General features: G+C 65.4%; 18 protein-coding genes. 8 read left to right on the forward strand and 10 right to left on the reverse strand.

Translation table 11 applies throughout. The features are described from left to right. Window positions 1-4: 4 nt before the first annotated feature. Window positions 5-910 (forward strand): hydroxymethylglutaryl-CoA lyase, encoded by a 906-nt coding sequence (locus LPW26_RS03110; RefSeq protein WP_238732809.1) that lies wholly within the window; start codon window positions 5-7, stop codon window positions 908-910. 118 nt (window positions 911-1028) lie between these two features. On the opposite strand, the gene LPW26_RS03115 is transcribed toward LPW26_RS03110, so the two are convergent. Then, complete coding sequence (locus LPW26_RS03115; protein WP_238732810.1) at window positions 1029-1679, reverse strand: hydrolase; 651 nt, start codon at window positions 1677-1679, stop codon at window positions 1029-1031. Between the two features lie 149 nt (window positions 1680-1828). Between LPW26_RS03115 and LPW26_RS03120 the strand changes: the two genes are divergently transcribed. Beyond that, the gene (locus LPW26_RS03120; protein ID WP_238732811.1) at window positions 1829-2722 is read left to right on the forward strand and encodes a LysR family transcriptional regulator; all 894 of its coding nucleotides are present in this window, start codon (window positions 1829-1831) and stop codon (window positions 2720-2722) included. Window positions 2723-2837: 115 nt separating this feature from the next. Here LPW26_RS03120 and LPW26_RS03125 read toward each other — a convergent pair whose 3' ends face one another. From LPW26_RS03125 to LPW26_RS03140, 4 genes are all read right to left on the reverse strand, one after another. Continuing rightward, window positions 2838-4196, reverse strand: coding sequence for a TRAP transporter large permease (locus LPW26_RS03125; protein ID WP_238732812.1), 1359 nt, complete (start codon window positions 4194-4196; stop codon window positions 2838-2840). Beyond that, window positions 4193-4744: a TRAP transporter small permease gene (locus LPW26_RS03130; RefSeq protein ID WP_238732813.1), complete on the reverse strand. Its 552-nt coding sequence runs from the start codon at window positions 4742-4744 to the stop codon at window positions 4193-4195. The genes LPW26_RS03125 and LPW26_RS03130 overlap by 4 nt, the downstream gene beginning before the upstream one ends. Beyond that, entirely contained in the window at window positions 4741-5760 is a 1020-nt protein-coding gene (gene dctP / locus LPW26_RS03135) for a TRAP transporter substrate-binding protein DctP (RefSeq protein WP_238732814.1), read from the reverse strand. Before dctP ends, LPW26_RS03130 begins: the two co-directional genes overlap by 4 nt. A 207-nt stretch (window positions 5761-5967) precedes the next feature. Then, window positions 5968-6312, reverse strand: a complete 345-nt coding sequence (locus LPW26_RS03140) for a GrlR family regulatory protein (RefSeq protein ID WP_238732815.1) — start codon at window positions 6310-6312, stop codon at window positions 5968-5970. A 231-nt stretch (window positions 6313-6543) separates the two neighbouring features. Here LPW26_RS03140 and LPW26_RS03145 point away from each other — a divergent pair, with 231 nt between their 5' ends. After that, entirely contained in the window at window positions 6544-6957 is a 414-nt protein-coding gene (locus LPW26_RS03145; RefSeq protein WP_238732879.1) for an FKBP-type peptidyl-prolyl cis-trans isomerase, read from the forward strand. Between the two features lie 75 nt (window positions 6958-7032). On the opposite strand, the gene LPW26_RS03150 is transcribed toward LPW26_RS03145, so the two are convergent. After that, entirely contained in the window at window positions 7033-7365 is a 333-nt protein-coding gene (locus LPW26_RS03150; protein ID WP_238732816.1) for a hypothetical protein, read from the reverse strand. A 228-nt stretch (window positions 7366-7593) separates the two neighbouring features. Between LPW26_RS03150 and LPW26_RS03155 the strand changes: the two genes are divergently transcribed. Genes LPW26_RS03155 through LPW26_RS03170 form a run of 4 tightly spaced genes read left to right on the forward strand, consistent with a single transcriptional unit; the run spans window position 7594 to window position 10977 of the window. Then, window positions 7594-8400, forward strand: coding sequence for a threonine/serine exporter family protein (locus LPW26_RS03155; RefSeq protein ID WP_238732817.1), 807 nt, complete (start codon window positions 7594-7596; stop codon window positions 8398-8400). Further along, window positions 8397-8876, forward strand: coding sequence for a threonine/serine exporter family protein (locus LPW26_RS03160; protein WP_238732818.1), 480 nt, complete (start codon window positions 8397-8399; stop codon window positions 8874-8876). The genes LPW26_RS03155 and LPW26_RS03160 overlap by 4 nt, the downstream gene beginning before the upstream one ends. Window positions 8877-8922: 46 nt before the next feature. Next, entirely contained in the window at window positions 8923-10041 is a 1119-nt protein-coding gene (locus LPW26_RS03165) for a glycosyltransferase family 4 protein (RefSeq protein ID WP_238732819.1), read from the forward strand. Between the two features lie 24 nt (window positions 10042-10065). Further along, window positions 10066-10977 carry a hypothetical protein gene (locus tag LPW26_RS03170; protein ID WP_238732820.1) on the forward strand — a complete coding sequence of 304 codons (912 nt, stop codon included), beginning with the start codon at window positions 10066-10068 and terminating at the stop codon, window positions 10975-10977. Between the two features lie 21 nt (window positions 10978-10998). Here the strand turns inward: LPW26_RS03170 and LPW26_RS03175 are convergent, their stop codons facing one another. From LPW26_RS03175 to LPW26_RS03185, 3 genes are all read right to left on the reverse strand, one after another. Further along, window positions 10999-11478, reverse strand: a complete 480-nt coding sequence (locus tag LPW26_RS03175; RefSeq protein WP_238732821.1) for a DUF3833 family protein — start codon at window positions 11476-11478, stop codon at window positions 10999-11001. 112 nt (window positions 11479-11590) lie between these two features. Continuing rightward, window positions 11591-12781, reverse strand: coding sequence for a hypothetical protein (locus LPW26_RS03180; RefSeq protein WP_238732822.1), 1191 nt, complete (start codon window positions 12779-12781; stop codon window positions 11591-11593). A 158-nt stretch (window positions 12782-12939) separates the two neighbouring features. Continuing rightward, a complete protein-coding gene (locus tag LPW26_RS03185; RefSeq protein ID WP_238732823.1) occupies window positions 12940-13089 on the reverse strand; it encodes a hypothetical protein in 150 nt (49 codons plus the stop codon). Between the two features lie 403 nt (window positions 13090-13492). Here LPW26_RS03185 and LPW26_RS03190 point away from each other — a divergent pair, with 403 nt between their 5' ends. Beyond that, window positions 13493-14236 (forward strand): DUF4336 domain-containing protein, encoded by a 744-nt coding sequence (locus tag LPW26_RS03190; protein ID WP_238732824.1) that lies wholly within the window; start codon window positions 13493-13495, stop codon window positions 14234-14236. 20 nt (window positions 14237-14256) lie between these two features. Here the strand turns inward: LPW26_RS03190 and LPW26_RS03195 are convergent, their stop codons facing one another. Further along, window positions 14257-15585 (reverse strand): MFS transporter, encoded by a 1329-nt coding sequence (locus LPW26_RS03195; RefSeq protein ID WP_238732825.1) that lies wholly within the window; start codon window positions 15583-15585, stop codon window positions 14257-14259. Window positions 15586-15935: the final 350 nt, after the last annotated feature.

Genomic DNA, 15935 nt, shown 5'->3' on the forward strand with positions numbered 1-15935 from the left:
GCGCATGACCGACACCATCCGCATCGTCGAAGTCGGCCCGCGCGACGGGCTGCAGAACGAGAAGACCCCGGTCAGCGTTGCGGATCGCATCGCCTTCGTCGAGGCGCTGGTCGCGAGCGGACTCACCACCGTCGAAGTCGGCGCATTCGTGTCGCCGAAGGCGGTGCCGCAGATGCAGGGCTCCGACGAGGTGCTGCGCGCGTCGCTGAAGCTGCCCGGCGAATTCCACGTGCTGGTGCCGAACGAGAAGGGCTACGAGGCCGCGCGCGCCGCCGGCGCGCAGGTCGTCGCGGTGTTCGCCTCGGCGTCGGAAGGCTTCTCGCGCGCTAACATCAACTGCACGGTCGCGGAATCGATCGAGCGCTTCAAGCCGGTGATCGCCCGCGCCAAAGCCGATGGCGTCAAGGTGCGGGGCTACGTGTCCTGCGTGCTCGGCTGCCCGTTCGACGGCGAGGTGCCGGTTAAGGCCGTTGTCGACATCACCACCACGTTGCGCGACCTCGGCTGCTACGAAGTCTCGCTCGGTGACACCATCGGGGTCGGCACGCCGAAGAAAGTCCGCGAGCTGCTGCGCGCCTGCGCCGACGCGGTGCCGATGGCGTCGCTGGCGATGCATTTCCACGACACCTACGGCCAGGCCCTCGCCAATCTCTACGCCGGCCTGGAAGAGGGCGCCCGCGTCATCGACAGCGCCGCCGGCGGCCTCGGCGGCTGCCCCTACGCGCCGGGCGCAACGGGCAACGTCGCGACCGAGGACGTGGTGTACATGCTGGAAGGCATGGGCGTTTCGACGGGCGTCGACATGAATATACTAATCGCCGCGACTAACAGTATCGCATCGCTACTCGGCCGCCCGCCGGTGAGCCGCGTCGTCAATGCGCTGAATGCGAAGAAGAAGCGAACCGTTTAAGCCCTAGGATGGGTTAGCGCCGAAGGCGCGTAACCCATCATTGCGACGAGACGTAAATTGGTGGGTTACGCGCTTCGCGCTAACCCACCCTACGAATATCGCGCGCCAGCGAGAGTGATTAACCCGCTTTCGGCACCGGCGTGTTCAGCAACTGCTGCTCCCACAGGAAGGCGATGCCGCTGCCGCCGGAGTGCTGGACGATCACGTCGGTGATCTTGGCAGCCTGTTCGAGCCGGGCCCAGTCGCGTTGCCATTCGGCGGCGATCGCCAGCCAGGTCATCATGTTGACGCCGGCTTCGAGCATGCGCTGAATCGCCACCTGATGGGCTTCGACCGAGGTGCCGCCGGATGCGTCGGTGATCACCGTGACGTCCCAGCCTTCGCCGACCGCCTGGATCGCCGGCATCGCGACGCAGACTTCGGTCCACAGCCCGGCGATCACCAGCTGCTTGCGGCCGGTCGCCTTGACGGCATCGACCGCCTTCTTGTCTTCCCATGTGTTGATGAACGTTCGGTCGATCACCTCCTGGCCGGGAAACACGTCGGTGATCTGCGGAAACAGCAGCCCGCCGCGCTCGGCGATCACCGATGTCAAAATCGTCGGCACGCCAAAAGCCTTGGCGGCCTTTGCCAAACCAGCGGTGTTGTTGATCACCATCTGCGGTTCGTGGCTGTTCACGTTGGCGAGTTGATACGGTTGGTGGTCGATCAGGACCAGCACCGAGTCTTCGGGACGGAGAAGCGAATCGAGGCCGTTGCGACGGGTCATCAAGCATCCTTTGCTGTCGGTAAGAGCAGTCGGTTTCATCGGGAACAGGTCGTGCCTGCGGCCCCGTGTCCGCGGAAATTGTCAGCAGGATGTGCGATAGGGTAGCGCTCGTGGGCGCGCAGCTGTGTCGCCGGACGGGGAACGCCGCATTGGACATTGAAGACCTCGCCACATTCGTCGAAGTCGCCGATTCCGGCGGCTTGTCGGCCGCCGCACGCCGGCTCGGCGTCGCCAAGTCGGTGGTCAGCCGGCGCTTGCTGCGGCTGGAAGCCGAACTCGGCGTTCAACTGCTGGCGCGGACCACGCGCGGCGCGGCGCTCACCGAGGCGGGGACGACGCTGCGCGACCACGCCGCGCGGGTCGGTGCCGAGATCGATGCGGCCCGTGAAGCCATTCTGCCGAGCGGCGAGTTGCGCGGCCGCCTGCGCATTTCGGTGCCGCTGTCGTTCGGCCCGACCCATTTCGCGCCGGCGCTCGCGGAGATGGCGCGGCGCTATCCGCAGCTTCACATCCACAGCTTCTACACCGATCGCTTCGTCGATCTGATCGCCGAGGGCTACGATTGCGCCATCCGGGTCGGCTATCTGCCGGACTCCAATTTGATCGCGCGACGCGTCGGCGCGGTGTACGGCAAGCTGGTCGCGAGCCCGGATTACATCAAGGCCCACGGGGCTCCGGAAGCGCTGGACGAGCTCGCGGCCCATGAGGCTCTGATGCAGGGCACCGAACCCTGGCAGTTCATGGACGGCGAAAAAGTCGTCACGGTTCGGCCGCAGGGGCGCTTCAAGGCCGACAACGGTGCCGTGCTCGCGGTTGCCGCGGCCGCCGGCCTCGGCGTCGCCTGGCTGCCGGATTGCGTCACCAACGATTATCTCGAGTCCGGCGAGCTCGTGGCGGTGATGACCAGCCATCCGCCGCCCTCCGCCGGCGCCTATGTGGTCCGCCCACCGGGGCAGCATCCCGAGCGCAAGGTGCGGGCGCTGATCGACTTGCTGATCGATTACTTCGCCGAGGATCCGCGGCTGGCGGAAGCGGAGAATTGATCCAGTAGGGAAACCCGTAGAGTGGGTTAGAGCCGCAGGCGCGTAACCCACCGTCTTCGCGTTTCGACATGAGTTGGTGGGTTACGCGCTTCGCGCTAACCCACCCTACGTCTCGTCACCGCACGCTTTCCGGCCCCATCACGAGGTCGGGCAGCCAGGTCGAAATCCCCGGGAAGAAGCACAGCAACAGCACCGCCAGCATCATCAGTAGCACGAAGGGCAGGGTGCCCCAGATCACGTCGCTGAGCGGGATGTCGGGGGCGACGTTGCGGATCACGAAGATGTTGAGGCCGACCGGCGGGTGGATCAGGCCCATCTCCATCACGATGGTCATCACCACGCCGAACCAGATGATGTCGAATTCGGCGGCGCGCAGCGGCGGCAGGATGATCGGCGCGGTCATCAGGATGATCGATACCGGCGGCAGGAAGAAGCCGAGCATCACCACCAGCAGCAGGATCGCGGCGAGCAGTTCCCAGCGCGGCAGGTTCATCGCCACGATCGCCTCGGCGGCCGACTGCGAGATGTGCAGATAGCTCATCACGTAAGAATATAGCAGCGACATGCCGATGATCATCATCAGCATGGTCGACTCGCGCACCGTCGACGTCATGATCGGCGCGAGATCGCTCGGTCGCCACACGCCGTAGATCATCGCGATCAGCAGCAGCGCCAGCAGGCCGCCGAGCCCGGCGGTTTCGGATGGAGTGGCGTAGCCGCCATACAGCGCGATCATCACGCCGGTGAGCAGGATGATGAACGGCAACACCCGTGGCAGCGCGCCGAAGCGCTGCGCCATGGTGAACTTCTCGTCGGTCAGGATCGCGGACGTCTGGCCGGTTGCTTCATATGCCGCCTTTGCGGTGGCGTATTCCTTGCGGAAGCGGAACACCGCGTAGATGCCGAACAGCGTCACCAGCAGCAGGCCGGGGCCGATGCCGGCCAGGAACAGCCGGCCGAGCGACTTCTCGGCCGCGACCGCGAACAGGATCATGGTGATCGAGGGCGGCAGCAGGATGCCGAGCGTGCCGCCGGCGGCGATGATGCCGGCCGCGAAGCCGCCGGAATAGCCGCGCTTGCGCATCTCCGGGATGCCGGCCGAACCGATCGCCGAACACGTGGCGGGCGAGGAGCCGGCCATCGCGGCGAACAGCGCGCAGGCGAACACGTTGGCGACGCCGAGCCCGCCGGGCACGCGATGCAGCCAGGCGTGCAACGCGGAGTACAGATCCTGTCCGGCGCGGGACTTGCCGATCGCCGCACCCTTGAGGATGAACAGCGGGATCGACAACAGCGTGATCGACGCCATCTCCTCATAGACGTTCTGCGTCACCGTATCGAGTGACGCCGACGGCATGTAGATCGCCATGAAAACGAGCGCCACGGCGCCGAGCGCGAATGCGATCGGCATGCCGGAGAACATCGCCACCAGCGTCGCGATGCCGTAGCTGATACCAATGCCGAGAACTGTCACGGGCGATTCCAACGTTGGAGCGCTTGGGCGATCTGCAACGCAATCTGCACACACAGCAGCGTCATGCCGGCGGCCATCAAACCGTAAGGGATGGCGAGCGGCGGCGACCAGATCGAATTCGAGACCTGACCGTCTACCCAAGCTTCGTGGGTCAGCGTCCAGGATTTCCACGCGAAGAACGTGCAGAAGGCGAGGCTGGCGACGTCGACCAGCAGCAGCCGGATGCGATTGACCAACGGCGGCAGCAGTCCGGTGAAGGCCTCGATGCCGATATGGCCGCGCTGGCTCTGCACGAAGGCGGCGGTGAGGAAGGTGGCGCCGACCAGCAGGAACACCGCGGCTTCGTCCTGCCAGTAAGTGGCGCTTTGGAACAGGCTGCGCACCGCGACGCTGTAGCTGAGGATCCCGCAAGCGGCGATCAGCGCCAGCGCGGCCGCGAGCAGGATCGCGCGGTTGACCAGCGCCAGCGCATGGCCGAGCACGCCGCCGCTCTCGCGATGGGCGGCGCTGGTCGGGTCGGCCTGACCCGCGGCAGGACCATGCATCATGCGGCGTCGTTGGCGAGCTTGAGCAGGTTGGCGCAGTTGGCGCTCTTCTTGGCGTAGTCCGGCCACGCGGTCTCGCGGGCGATCGCGCGCCATTTCTCGACGGTGGCGATGTCGAGCTTCTGCACCTTGGCACCGGCCTTCTCATAGACCTTGCCGACCTCGATGTCGTCGTCCTGCGCGCCCTTGCGGCCGAACGCTTCAAGCTCTGCGCCGACGCTGAGGATGATGTCCTGGTGGTTCTTCGGCAGCTTGTCGAAGATCGCCTTCGACATCATCAGCGGCTCCAGCATGAACCAGTAGGACGCATCGGCGCCGGAGGTGAGATGCTTGGATACTTCTTCGAGCCGGAACGAGATCAGGCTGGTGGAGGAGGTGATGCCGGCGTCGCAGGCCCCCGTCTGCATCGCCGCGTAGATTTCGTTCGACGGCACCGACAGCACCGCGGCGCCGGCCTGTTGCAGCACCATGTCCATCTCGCGCGAGCCGCCGCGCACCTTGAGGCCCTTGGCGTCTTCGGGCGCCAGCAGCGGCTTGGTGCGGCTGGCGACGCCGCCGGCCTGCCAGACCCAGGTGATCAGCATGATGCCCTTGTCGGCAAGAAAGTCGGTCAGCGCCTTGCCGATCGGCTTGGTCTTCCAGGCGAGGCCCTGATCATAGGTCTCGACCAGGCCCGGCATCAGGCCGATATTGGTCTCCGGCACTTCGCCGCCCGCATACGGCATCGGATACAGCGACAAATCGAGCGCGCCCTTGCGCATCGCCGAGAACTGCGCGTTGGTTTTGATCAGCGACGAGCCGGGATAAACCTCGCCGACCAGCTCACCGCCCGAGCGCTTGCTGATCTCGGCCGCGAACATCCGGCACAGCCGGTCGCGGAAGTCGCCTTTGTCGATGGTGCCGCCGGGGAACTGATGCGAGATCTTCAGCGTCGTGGCGGCGTGCGCGGTGCCTGTGCCCAGTCGCAGGATCGCGGGGGCGGCGAGCGCGGAAGCCAGAACATGGCGACGTGAGATCATTTTGTCTCTCCCGGAATTTTGTTCGTTGATTGTGATCGCTACCGCTTACTTCGTGGCGCGGTCAAGCCGCCGCAGCGCGCGCATCCGGGATTCACGCAGTAATTGTTAGTTGCGGTGCAGCAGAGGGCGACCCGGATGTTGCGCCGCACGTGCGGATTTACTCCGACCTCGCTGGCTCCCGACGGTTACTTAGAACGACATTCGGCGCTAGTCGGCGAGCCATTGCAGCGTCGCGCGAAAACTGATGCTGCGGCTGCCGACCAGCGAGGTAGCGAACACTTCGGAACGATCATTGGCGAAGGTGCCGCTGAAGCCGGTGGAGACTTCACGGCCGGCGAACACCGGGCGGGTCGAGGTCTCGGCATAAGGCGTGTGCTGCCGCGTCAGCAATTCGCCTTTCCAGGTGCCGTCGCCTACCCTGTATGCGCCCTCGCTCCAGAAATACGGGTCGCCGCCCAGCAGCCGGCCATCGCGCAGCAGGATGATGCCGTTGGCCCGGCCACGCACGCCGTCCAACATTCGAATGTGAATGGAATACAGCCCGTTCCGCATGCGCGCGCCCAGTGTCCCGGTCGCAGCTTACAGATGCGATCGGCTCGCGCAATCCGAGGAGGACAGCAGCAATGGGGCAGGCGGGTTCCGGGGCCGGCCGCCGCGGTTGTGATGCCCGGCCGTTCTGTCTAGAACGGGACCTCGCTCGCGACCGACGTCGACCTTTCCGAGGATATCCCGATGCCTTTCGCTCCCCGTGCCGGCGCTGCGCTGGCTTTCGCCCTTGTCGCCATGCTGTCCAGCGCCGCGACCCTGACAACGAGTACCCGCGCCATGTCCGAACCTGCCAACACCGTCACCACGCCGTCGGGCCTGAAGATCGAAGACGCCAAGGTCGGCACCGGCGCGTCGCCGACGCGCGGCCAGATCTGCGTGATGCACTACACCGGCTGGCTGTATCAGAACGGCGCCAAGGGCGCGAAGTTCGACTCGTCGGTCGACCGCAACGAGCCGTTCGAATTCCCGATCGGCATGGGCCGCGTCATCAAGGGCTGGGACGAGGGTGTCGCCAGCATGAAGGTCGGCGGCAAGCGCACGCTGATCATTCCGCCGGAGCTCGGCTACGGCGCGCGCGGAGCCGGCGGCGTGATCCCGCCGAATGCAACGCTGATCTTCGAGGTCGAACTGCTCGGCGTGAAGGGCTGAGTTCGCAGTCTGCTTCGGCAGCCGCTCGTCCCTGGCGGGCGGCTGCGCGGAGGCGGCAAGGCGGGGGCGGCGATGTTACGGACGCCCGCAATACACCAGGATGTTGCTGGCGGTCGTCGCGCAGGTCGCGGTAAGAGCACCCTTCTCGACGCGCAGCGTGTCGGCGAAACGACCCTTGGTGCCGCTGACGCAGACCGCCGACAGCAGCGTGTCGCCGGCTTCGCACGCAACCGGGCAACCGTCCTTGGCGCAGGTCGTGGAGGTGAGAGTCTTGACCGGACTGACGGCGATCTGAGCCACGATGTTGTCGGGCAGTGCGGTGACGGACCCTTCGTGCTTCGAACTTTTGGCGGCGAAAATGATCACGGCGGCAGCGACCAGCGCCACAGCCAAGGCCGAAATTTTCATGGTCAACCTCATTCCTCGAAATGGCGTTACGCCCGGAACGAAATCAGCATAGTCCCGCGCGGATGAATTGGAAGTGATTGCTATCAAACCCGTCTCGGCACAATGAATGAACTACCAAGTGGTAACATCATCCAGTTTGCGTGTGGTTAGCATCAGCGCTGGGCCAGCTGGCGTCATGGCGCTGTGCGATCAGTTCGTGTTGAATGCGGATGAGTCAGACGTCGCATCATGAATAGTCAGCCTGATACCTCTGCGATCGATCCGATCCACCCGCATCTCGCACTCGATCGCATCGCACATGTGACTTTGCGCATCGGTGCGATTTTGGCCCAGAGCGGGGCGTCAGTGCGCGTGGCGCATGAGGGCGCGCGGATGATCGCCAACGGCCTCGGCGTCGAGGTGATGGGGATGCGTTCGGGCTACGCCTCGTTCGAGATCACGCTGGAGCGTGGCCGCGCCACCATTACCCGCATGATGCAGATCGGCCCCCACGGCGTGAACCATCGGCTCGATTTCGCGGTGCGCGATCTGGCGGTGCGCGCCGCCACCGGCGGGATGACACCGGACGAGATCGAAGCCGATCTCGACCGCTTGCTGCGCGATACGCCGAAGCATCCGTGGTGGCTGGTGGCGGTCGCGACCGGTGCGGCCTGTGCGGCGTTCGGCCGGCTGCTCGGCGCCGATTGGCTGTCGTTCGGGCCGATGCTGGCGGCGGCGAGCCTCGGCCAGGCGCTGCGGCACTGGCTGCTCGGCCGCCGCATCAATGTATTCGTGATCGCGGCGATCATCGGCTGCGTCGCCGCGACGCTCGGCGGCCTCGGCGCGCGGCTGGCGGGAAGCGGCACGGTGCAGCTGGCGATGATGGCCTCGATCCTGCTGCTGGTACCGGGCGTGCCCTCGACCAACGCGCAGACCGACGTGCTGGACGGCTATCCGACGATGGGCAGCGCGCGCGCGGTGTGGGTGATCATGATCATGGTGTTCGCGGTGACCGGGCTGTGGCTCGCCGAGTTCGTGCTGAGGATCAGAATGTGACGCAGGATCTTCTCGCCGCGCTGCCTTATCTCGCGCATCAGGCGCTGTTCGGCGCAGTCGCGGCCGCCGGCTTCGGCGTGCTGTTCAACTTCGGCGGCCGGGCGCTGATTTGGTGCACGGTCGCGGGCGCGCTCGCGCTCGGCATCCGCACCGTCTCCCAGAAATCCGGCGTCAGCCTCGAGGCCGCGACGTTTCTCGCCGCGACCGGCACCTCCTGCGTGGCGATCCTGTCGCGGCGCTGGCTCGGTCCGGCCTGCAACGCGATCGCCCTGGCCGGTTGCATCCCGATGGTGCCGGGCGCGTTCTTCGGCCAGGCGATGCTCGGCTATATGTCGGTCGCGGCCGATACGTCGGGCCAATCGATGGGCCAACTGGTCGCGTCGGCGCAGGCCTTCATCCGCGTGGTGTCGATCGTCGGCGCGATCGGCGCAGGGCTGGCGATCCCGGCCTATTTGTTGCGGAGCCGGCAGTTCTGAGCAAGGGTGGCGGCGTTGCCGCCGCGGCGGTTCCGAGAGTGAATTCATGAAGATCGCCTTCGCCATCGTGACGTTGTTCTCGGCCGGAGGGCTGCAGCGCGACTGCATGGCCCTGGCGGCCAGACTGACGGCGCGCGGCCACGACGTGACGATCTTTGCCGAACGACGGAAGGGCGAACTCCCGTCCGACCTCAAGGTCGAACTGCTGCCGAATTGGGCGGTCAGCAATCACAAGCGCGACCTGAAATTTGCCGAGGCGGTCGCCAAGCGCTGTGCCGGCGAGTTCAACCGCCTGGTCGGCTTCGGCAAGTTACTCGACCTCGACGTGATCTATTGCGCCGATCCGTGCCTCGCGGCGCGCCGTGTCGGCTTGCTGGCGAAATGGGGATCGCGCCGGCGCACGAAGATGCAGCTCGAGGCGGCAAGCTTCAAGCCGGGGCAGAAGACGACCTGCGTGTTGCTCAGCGCCAATCAGGCTCGCGACTTCCGCACCGCGTGGTCGACCGAGCCGAAGCGAATCGAGGTGCTGCCGCCGACCATCGACAAGGCGCGGCGGCATCCGGAGTTTCGCACTGACGGCACCCGCGAGCGGCTGCGCGAAAGTCTCGGGATGGCCGAACAGGATCTGCTGTGGCTGGCGATCGCCAACCAGCCCAGCGTCAAGGGGATCGACCGTGCGCTGGTGGCGATGAAGGGCATCCCGCAGGCGCGGCTGGCGATCGCCGGCATCCCGCCCAACAGCAAGCAGGCCGGACAGGTGCGCGGCTGGGCGCGCGGCATCGGCGTTGCCGACCGCGTGGAGATGCTCGGCTTCCGCGCTGACATTCCCGAGCTGATGGCGGCGGCGGACCTGCTGGTGCATCCGGCGCGCTACGACACCACCGGCACTGTGATCGTTGAAAGCCTGGTCAACGGCCTGCCGGTGATCACCACGGCCGAATGCGGTTACGCGCCGCATGTGGTGAAGGCCGACGCCGGCGTCGTGATCGCGAGCCCGTTCGAGCAGGAGGCGCTGACTGCCGCGCTCGGCGCCGCGACCTCTGCAGGCAAGCGCAACCGCTGGAGCCGCAACGGCATCGCCTACGGCGCCGCCGAGCGCCTGTATGACGGGCTCGACCGCGCCGCCGAACTGATCGAGCGTCCGCGGCGCGGCGCGGCGAACTAACCATCACAAGAACAGCAGACGGACATGCCGAAACCGCTGAGCGAATACACCTGGGCGGATTGGCGCCGACTGCGTCCGCTGTCGCATGCGCTGAAGACGGCGCGCTATCGGCGGATCGACCGCCGCTATCGCAGCGTGCCGGCGCAGGTCGGTGATCCGGCCGCGGCGGCACGGGCGATCCGCGGCAAGAACGTGCTGATCACCGTCGCCTACATGGACCCGGAGGCGATCGACCTGCAGGCGACGCTGCTGCGGCATTTCTTTCCGGACTATCCCTACATCGTCGTCGACAATTCGCCGGAGGACGAGGCGGCGCAGGCGATCGCGCGCGTCGCCGCCTCGCACGGCGTGCCGTATCTGCGGGCGCCCCCGAACCCGTGGCAGAAGAGCAGCCGGTCGCACGGCATCGCGCTCAACTGGATCTGGGCCAGCATCATCCGGCCCGGCGCGCCGCTGGCGTTCGGGCTGCTCGATCACGACCTGTTTCCAACCGCGCCAGAAGATCCCTTCGCGCCGCTGCAGCGCCAGGAGATCTATGGCTACGTCCGCTATGCCGAACCGGACAACGGCCGATGGTTTTTATGGGCCGGCTACACGATGATGCGGTTCGCCGCGGTCTGCGAGCTCGATCTCGATTTCGGTCAGGACTGGTTCATCGGACTCGACACCGGCGGCGCCAATTGGGGGCCGGTGTACAGCAACTACGCGCTCGATCTCCTTGAGAAGCCGCCGTCTCGCTTCGTGCCGTACCGCGACGGTCTCGCCACCTATGACGGCCCACTGCAATGGTGCGGCAGCTGGCTGCACGAAGTCGGCCAGATGGGTGAGCCCGAGATCATGCGCGATAAGCGACGTGTGGTGAAAGAAATCCTGGCGCCGCATCTGCAGGCGGCGAGCGGTGACGGGCAGGGGGCGGGCGCCTTCGGTGCGCCATAGCGCTTAGCAACGCATGTCCGCTCAGGTCAGCTTGCGATAGGTGACGTGGGCGGTGGCGAACGGCAGGCCGGCGCGGCCGGCGCTGCCGCGGACCATGCAGCCTGTCGCGTCGATCCGGTAGAACCAGTCGTCGAAATTCAGCTTGGTGGTGGAGCCATCGGGCTGTGGCGTTTCGCGCGTGTACTGCCAATGGAAGGCGCAGCCGGCCTGTTCGCCGGCGGCTTCGCCGTCGAGCCCTGGCTCGGCGCCGCTGTATTTTCCCGGCCCGAGCTTGCGGATGGTCCACTGCAACGTGTCGACGTGTCCGTCGTCGAACCGATAGGTCTCCGTGAAGTGCACCGTTTGCGTCTGCGCGTCCCATTTGCCTTCGGCCTGGATCGTGCTGCGCTTCTGCAAGCCGCCGATCAGGCTTTCGACCACGCCCCAGCCTTCCAAACGGCCGTTGAAAAACTCCTCCGGCAAAAACTCCGGGGATGTGTTCTGGAAGTCATCGATCGACATGCTGGGCTCTCCTGTTCCTCAGCAGGAACCCGGATGAAGCAGCGTGGTTCCTGGCCGGGGACGATCGCGCGTCAGGGGGCGGCGCGGCTAACTGCAGCAGCACGCAACTTCTTCAGGGTCTGAAACGCGGCGGGACGATCACGACCCATCCGCCATCGGGCAGAACCGTGATCCGTTCTTCACCAGATCGAATCTTGGCGGCCCAATTCATCTCGGGCTGTATCGGCTTGATGAACTCTCCCGCGGTCTCGTAGGATGGTGCTGCGAGAAAAGCTGCCGCTACGACCGCCGCCTTGGTGTCGCCCTTGAAGAATAGCGTCGCAGCGCACCAGAGCAAGGCGACGCGCGGGACGTAAAAGTAGCGCGGCCCGTTGCTTTCAAGGTCGAGGCCGTGCGGTACGTGGTAGTACCGCTGGATCATGCCCGCGAGCACACCCGCTGCAAGGAACAGCACGCATATGCGTAGCCAGCGGTAGTTCGACCAGCACAGCGCATAGGCGATGACGACGACTCCGAGCAGAATGCTCAACTTCCGCGATGAGAACGATCTGGAGACAGCCACGTTCAGCAGGTGCGGCAGATCGGGTTGTCCGTCGATGATCGGCGCGGCCGTCGAGGTGAGCAGGATGTATGTCTGAACGCATGCCGTAACGACGATCAGCGCCGCGACGACGTCGCGCTTGATGACAGCGCGAACGGCGGCGATCGGTGCGATCAAGATGCTGAACGGTCCGGAGAGCCCGGCGACAACGGCGAACGCAGCACGGTTTATCGACGGCGGCGCCGCCAGCAAGAGCGCCAGGGTTGGTGCGAGCAGCCACTGAATGTTGGTGATGTTGCCGAAGATCTCACCGTCCGCCATGGGAGGCAGCAACAGCCCGACGCCGAGAAGGAAGCCGAGCCTCTGATCTTCAACGCATGTCGCAGCGGTGGCGGCTGACCACAGCGTGAGCAGGATCGCCGCGGAAGCGTATAGCCTTGGCGCGTAGGCAGGGTCGAACAACGACGCCACAAGCGCGGTCAGCCGCGGGGCGGCGTGAAGGTATCCCGCATATGGCATCTGGACAGCGGCCCAGCCGCCGTGATCCGCCATCTGCTGCCAGAAGATCACGCCGTCTTCTGCCCAGAATTGAGGGTTGAGAAAAGCGTCGGGCGTTCGGACTGCGAGCAACGCGAGTGCGGCGACGATCACCGCCGGGATCGTGACTGCGTATTTCGCGGGACTGGTCGCCCATTGGCCGGCACGCTGGCGCAATCCTAACATGCGGCCAAACGCCGCCGTCGTTGGCCGGACGGTCAGCAAGACACGCGATATGCGTCGCGAGCCGAGGTCATTACCGCTTGCTGAGTCGCTCTGATCAGCGGCGAACGCATTTGACCTCGTCCAGCGACAACGGACGCGGTGCGATCGCAATACAATACGTGCATCATTGTTTCACTGAGAAAGGCCATGCAGCTATCTCAGCTGGCGCCCGCGGCAAACAGGATGAGGCCGACGCAGAACAGAACGCCGAGCCATCCGAACTGCATCACGATCGCAACCACCATCGCAGCGAGACCGAGCCAGTAGAATGCGGTGCGAAACTGGGCGTTGTCTTCGGCGTCGCTCACATGTCTGTCCATCGGTCTGAGTCTGGTCACACAGGCAAAGCGCCAGACGATTTGCATTCGCAGTGTTCGCCGATGGACTCCGCTCCAGACCTGCGATCAGTGTCTTGATCAGCTACGCGATTGACAGTGGAGCAGACTGCTGGACCATCAGCACAGCGCGGCGGCAGTGTTCCTTATGAATCTGGAGTCTGTCTTTGAGGCAGAGCAACTCCGCCAGCCCGTTCCGAGCGACGTGTTTCGGACGACGTCGATCGTCGTGCTGCTCGCCGGCTAATCCAGAAACCATGATCACGCTGAGTGGCGTCTGCCCTATTAGGAACGATCGAGAGTTTGTCGGCTTTGACCCTTTGCCGCCATGCAGCGGTGATCGACGCTGATCACGATCTTTCAGGATGAGTTTGCGATGACCTCGACTGACAATGTCGCTTACGTTCCGACCGACACCCTTAAATCCGTGGCGGACGGGGTGTGGATCGTGGACAGCGGGCCGCTCAGCGCCATGGGTCTGAGTGTGCCGGTGCGGATGACCGTGGTCCGGCTGCGGTCGGGTGAGATCTGGCTGCACTCGCCGACAGGCTATTCCGATCGGCTGCGGATCGAGCTCGAACGTCTCGGCCCGATCGCGCATCTGGTCGCGCCGAACATCGCGCATTGGCAGTTCGTCAAGGACTGGAAAGACCACTATCCGCAAGCCACCACATGGGCCGCTCCGGGCCTGCGCAGCCGCGCCCCGGTCATCAAGTCCGGCGTGGTGCTGGATCACGACCTCGGCGCATCGCCGCCCGCCGCATGGGCCGATCAGCTCGACCAGCTGCTGATCGCCGGCGGCTTCGGCGTCACCGAGGTCGCGTTCTTTTACCGCGCCAGCAGGACGCTGATCCTGACCGATTTCGTCGAGAACCTCGAGCCGGACAAGCTCGGCCCGGTGGCACGCCCGCTCGCCAGGCTAGCCGGCGCCACGGCACCCGACGGTATGGCCCCGGCGCACTACCGCTTCGCCATGAACCGCCGTCGCGCCGCCGTCAAAGCCGCCGCGCAGCACATGCTGGCATGGTCCCCCGAACGCGTCATCTTCGCCCACGGCCGCTGGTACGACTCGGGCGGCACCGAACGATTGCGGCGCTCGCTGCGATGGTTGCTCGACTGACGCCCTGACGCGCGGTTTTCTCACTCGTGCCGGTCGATCGCCGAGCGGTGCTTGGTGTCGCGCATTGTGGTGTAGACCAGCAGCGAGATGAAGATCATGCCCGCAAGGTAGTAGTAGAACCACTGTTCGTGGCCCTGCTGCTTGAAATACAGCGCGATCGCCGGCGCTGTCCCGCCGAAGATCGACACCGTGAGCGCGTAGGGGACGGCAACGCCGGTCGCCCGGATCGCGGTCGGGAACAGTTCGGCCTTCACCACCGCGTTGATCGAGGTGTAGCCGGCGGTGAACAGCCATGCGCCGCAGATCAGCAGGAAGGCGATCCAGGGCGATTTGGTGCCGGCCAGCAGCGTCAGGATCGGCACCGTCAGCAGCGCGCCCGCGATGCCGAAGAACATCAGCACCGGCTTGCGACCGATCCGGTCCGAAATCGCCCCGTAGATCGGCTGCAGGATCGAGGCGAAGATCAGCGAGCCGGCGATCACGTAGGTCGTAGTGATGTCGGACAGGCCGACGGTCTGCCGGACAAAGGTCTGCATATAGGTCGTGAAGGTGTAGAACGCCGCGGTGCCGCCGGCCGTCAGGCCGACCACGATCGCGACCTCGCGCGGATAGCGCACCAGCCCGCGCAGCGAGCTTTCGCGCTTGATCTTGCCGGCGCCCTTCGCCTGCTGGAACGACTCGGTTTCCTCCATGTGGCGGCGCATGAACAGCGCGATCACCGCCAGCAGGGCGCCGATCACGAACGGAATGCGCCAGCCCCAGTCGAGCAACTGCTCGTGCGTCAGGAAGACGTTTTGCAGCAGCAGGAGCACGAGGATGGCCGTGAGCTGCCCGCCGATCAGCGTGACGTATTGAAAGCTCGAATAGAAGCCGCGATGCTCCGGGTGGGCGATCTCGGTGAGATAGGTCGCGCTGGCGCCGTACTCGCCGCCGAGGCTCAGGCCCTCGATGATGCGGGCCAGCGCCAGCAGCGCGGGCGCGGCGAAACCGATCGAGGCGTAGGTCGGCGTAAAGGCGATGATCAGCGAGCCGAAGCACATCATCAGCACGGACAGCGTCAGCGACAGCCGCCGCCCGTAGCGATCGGCCAGATGCCCGAACAGCCAGCCGCCGATCGGCCGCACGATGAACCCGGCGGCGAACAGCGTCGCCGCGTTGAGCTGCTGCACAACCGGGTCAGCCGAAGGGAAGAATTGCGGCGCAAAGTACAGCGCGAAGGCCGTGTAGGCGTAGAAGTCGTACCATTCGACCAGATTGCCGACGGATCCAATAAAGATAGCCTTGATGCGCCGCTTTGCATCCGCGAGCTCGATCGGGTGCGGGTGAGACGGCGTTTCGCTTTGCGACATGAGGAGGCCCTGAGCTTGCGGAGCGTCGGCGCCGACCATCTCACGCGTGTGGCGATCGGCTCACTGGCAGCTTCCGTGACGCGGAAAGGTATCCTTATGCGTCTCTTCCGCACAGGCGTCTAGCACCGGACGGTTGTTGCGGGGGGGCGGAACTCCGAGTTTAGCCGCGGTGTGAAACCGTCCCGAAAGCACGAAGACAAAAATAGATGCGACTAGCGAGAAGCCAACACCGGATCGCAGCGCGCTCCCTCTCCCGCTTGCGGGAGAGGGCTGGGGTGAGGGCTCCCCAGGCAGTGAGTCAGCGACACGCGGAGAGGAGTGCCTCAACTGGATCGATACGAGGTCCTGCC

The organism is Rhodopseudomonas infernalis (assembly GCF_022271405.1).
Lineage (GTDB): Bacteria > Pseudomonadota > Alphaproteobacteria > Rhizobiales > Xanthobacteraceae > Rhodopseudomonas > Rhodopseudomonas infernalis.

Excerpts from the sequence above, each read along its gene's own strand:
- LPW26_RS03110 (WP_238732809.1), top strand. The coding sequence starts at position 5 with ATGACCGACACCATCCGCATCGTCGAAGTCGGCCCGCGCGACGGGCTG.
- LPW26_RS03115 (WP_238732810.1), bottom strand. The coding sequence starts at position 1,679 with ATGACCCGTCGCAACGGCCTCGATTCGCTTCTCCGTCCCGAAGACTCG.
- LPW26_RS03130 (WP_238732813.1), bottom strand. The coding sequence starts at position 4,744 with ATGATGCATGGTCCTGCCGCGGGTCAGGCCGACCCGACCAGCGCCGCC.
- dctP (WP_238732814.1), bottom strand. The coding sequence starts at position 5,760 with ATGATCTCACGTCGCCATGTTCTGGCTTCCGCGCTCGCCGCCCCCGCG.
- LPW26_RS03140 (WP_238732815.1), bottom strand. The coding sequence starts at position 6,312 with ATGCGGAACGGGCTGTATTCCATTCACATTCGAATGTTGGACGGCGTG.
- LPW26_RS03145 (WP_238732879.1), top strand. The coding sequence starts at position 6,544 with ATGCTGTCCAGCGCCGCGACCCTGACAACGAGTACCCGCGCCATGTCC.
- LPW26_RS03150 (WP_238732816.1), bottom strand. The coding sequence starts at position 7,365 with ATGAAAATTTCGGCCTTGGCTGTGGCGCTGGTCGCTGCCGCCGTGATC.
- LPW26_RS03155 (WP_238732817.1), top strand. The coding sequence starts at position 7,594 with ATGAATAGTCAGCCTGATACCTCTGCGATCGATCCGATCCACCCGCAT.
- LPW26_RS03165 (WP_238732819.1), top strand. The coding sequence starts at position 8,923 with ATGAAGATCGCCTTCGCCATCGTGACGTTGTTCTCGGCCGGAGGGCTG.
- LPW26_RS03170 (WP_238732820.1), top strand. The coding sequence starts at position 10,066 with ATGCCGAAACCGCTGAGCGAATACACCTGGGCGGATTGGCGCCGACTG.
- LPW26_RS03175 (WP_238732821.1), bottom strand. The coding sequence starts at position 11,478 with ATGTCGATCGATGACTTCCAGAACACATCCCCGGAGTTTTTGCCGGAG.
- LPW26_RS03190 (WP_238732824.1), top strand. The coding sequence starts at position 13,493 with ATGACCTCGACTGACAATGTCGCTTACGTTCCGACCGACACCCTTAAA.
- LPW26_RS03195 (WP_238732825.1), bottom strand. The coding sequence starts at position 15,585 with ATGTCGCAAAGCGAAACGCCGTCTCACCCGCACCCGATCGAGCTCGCG.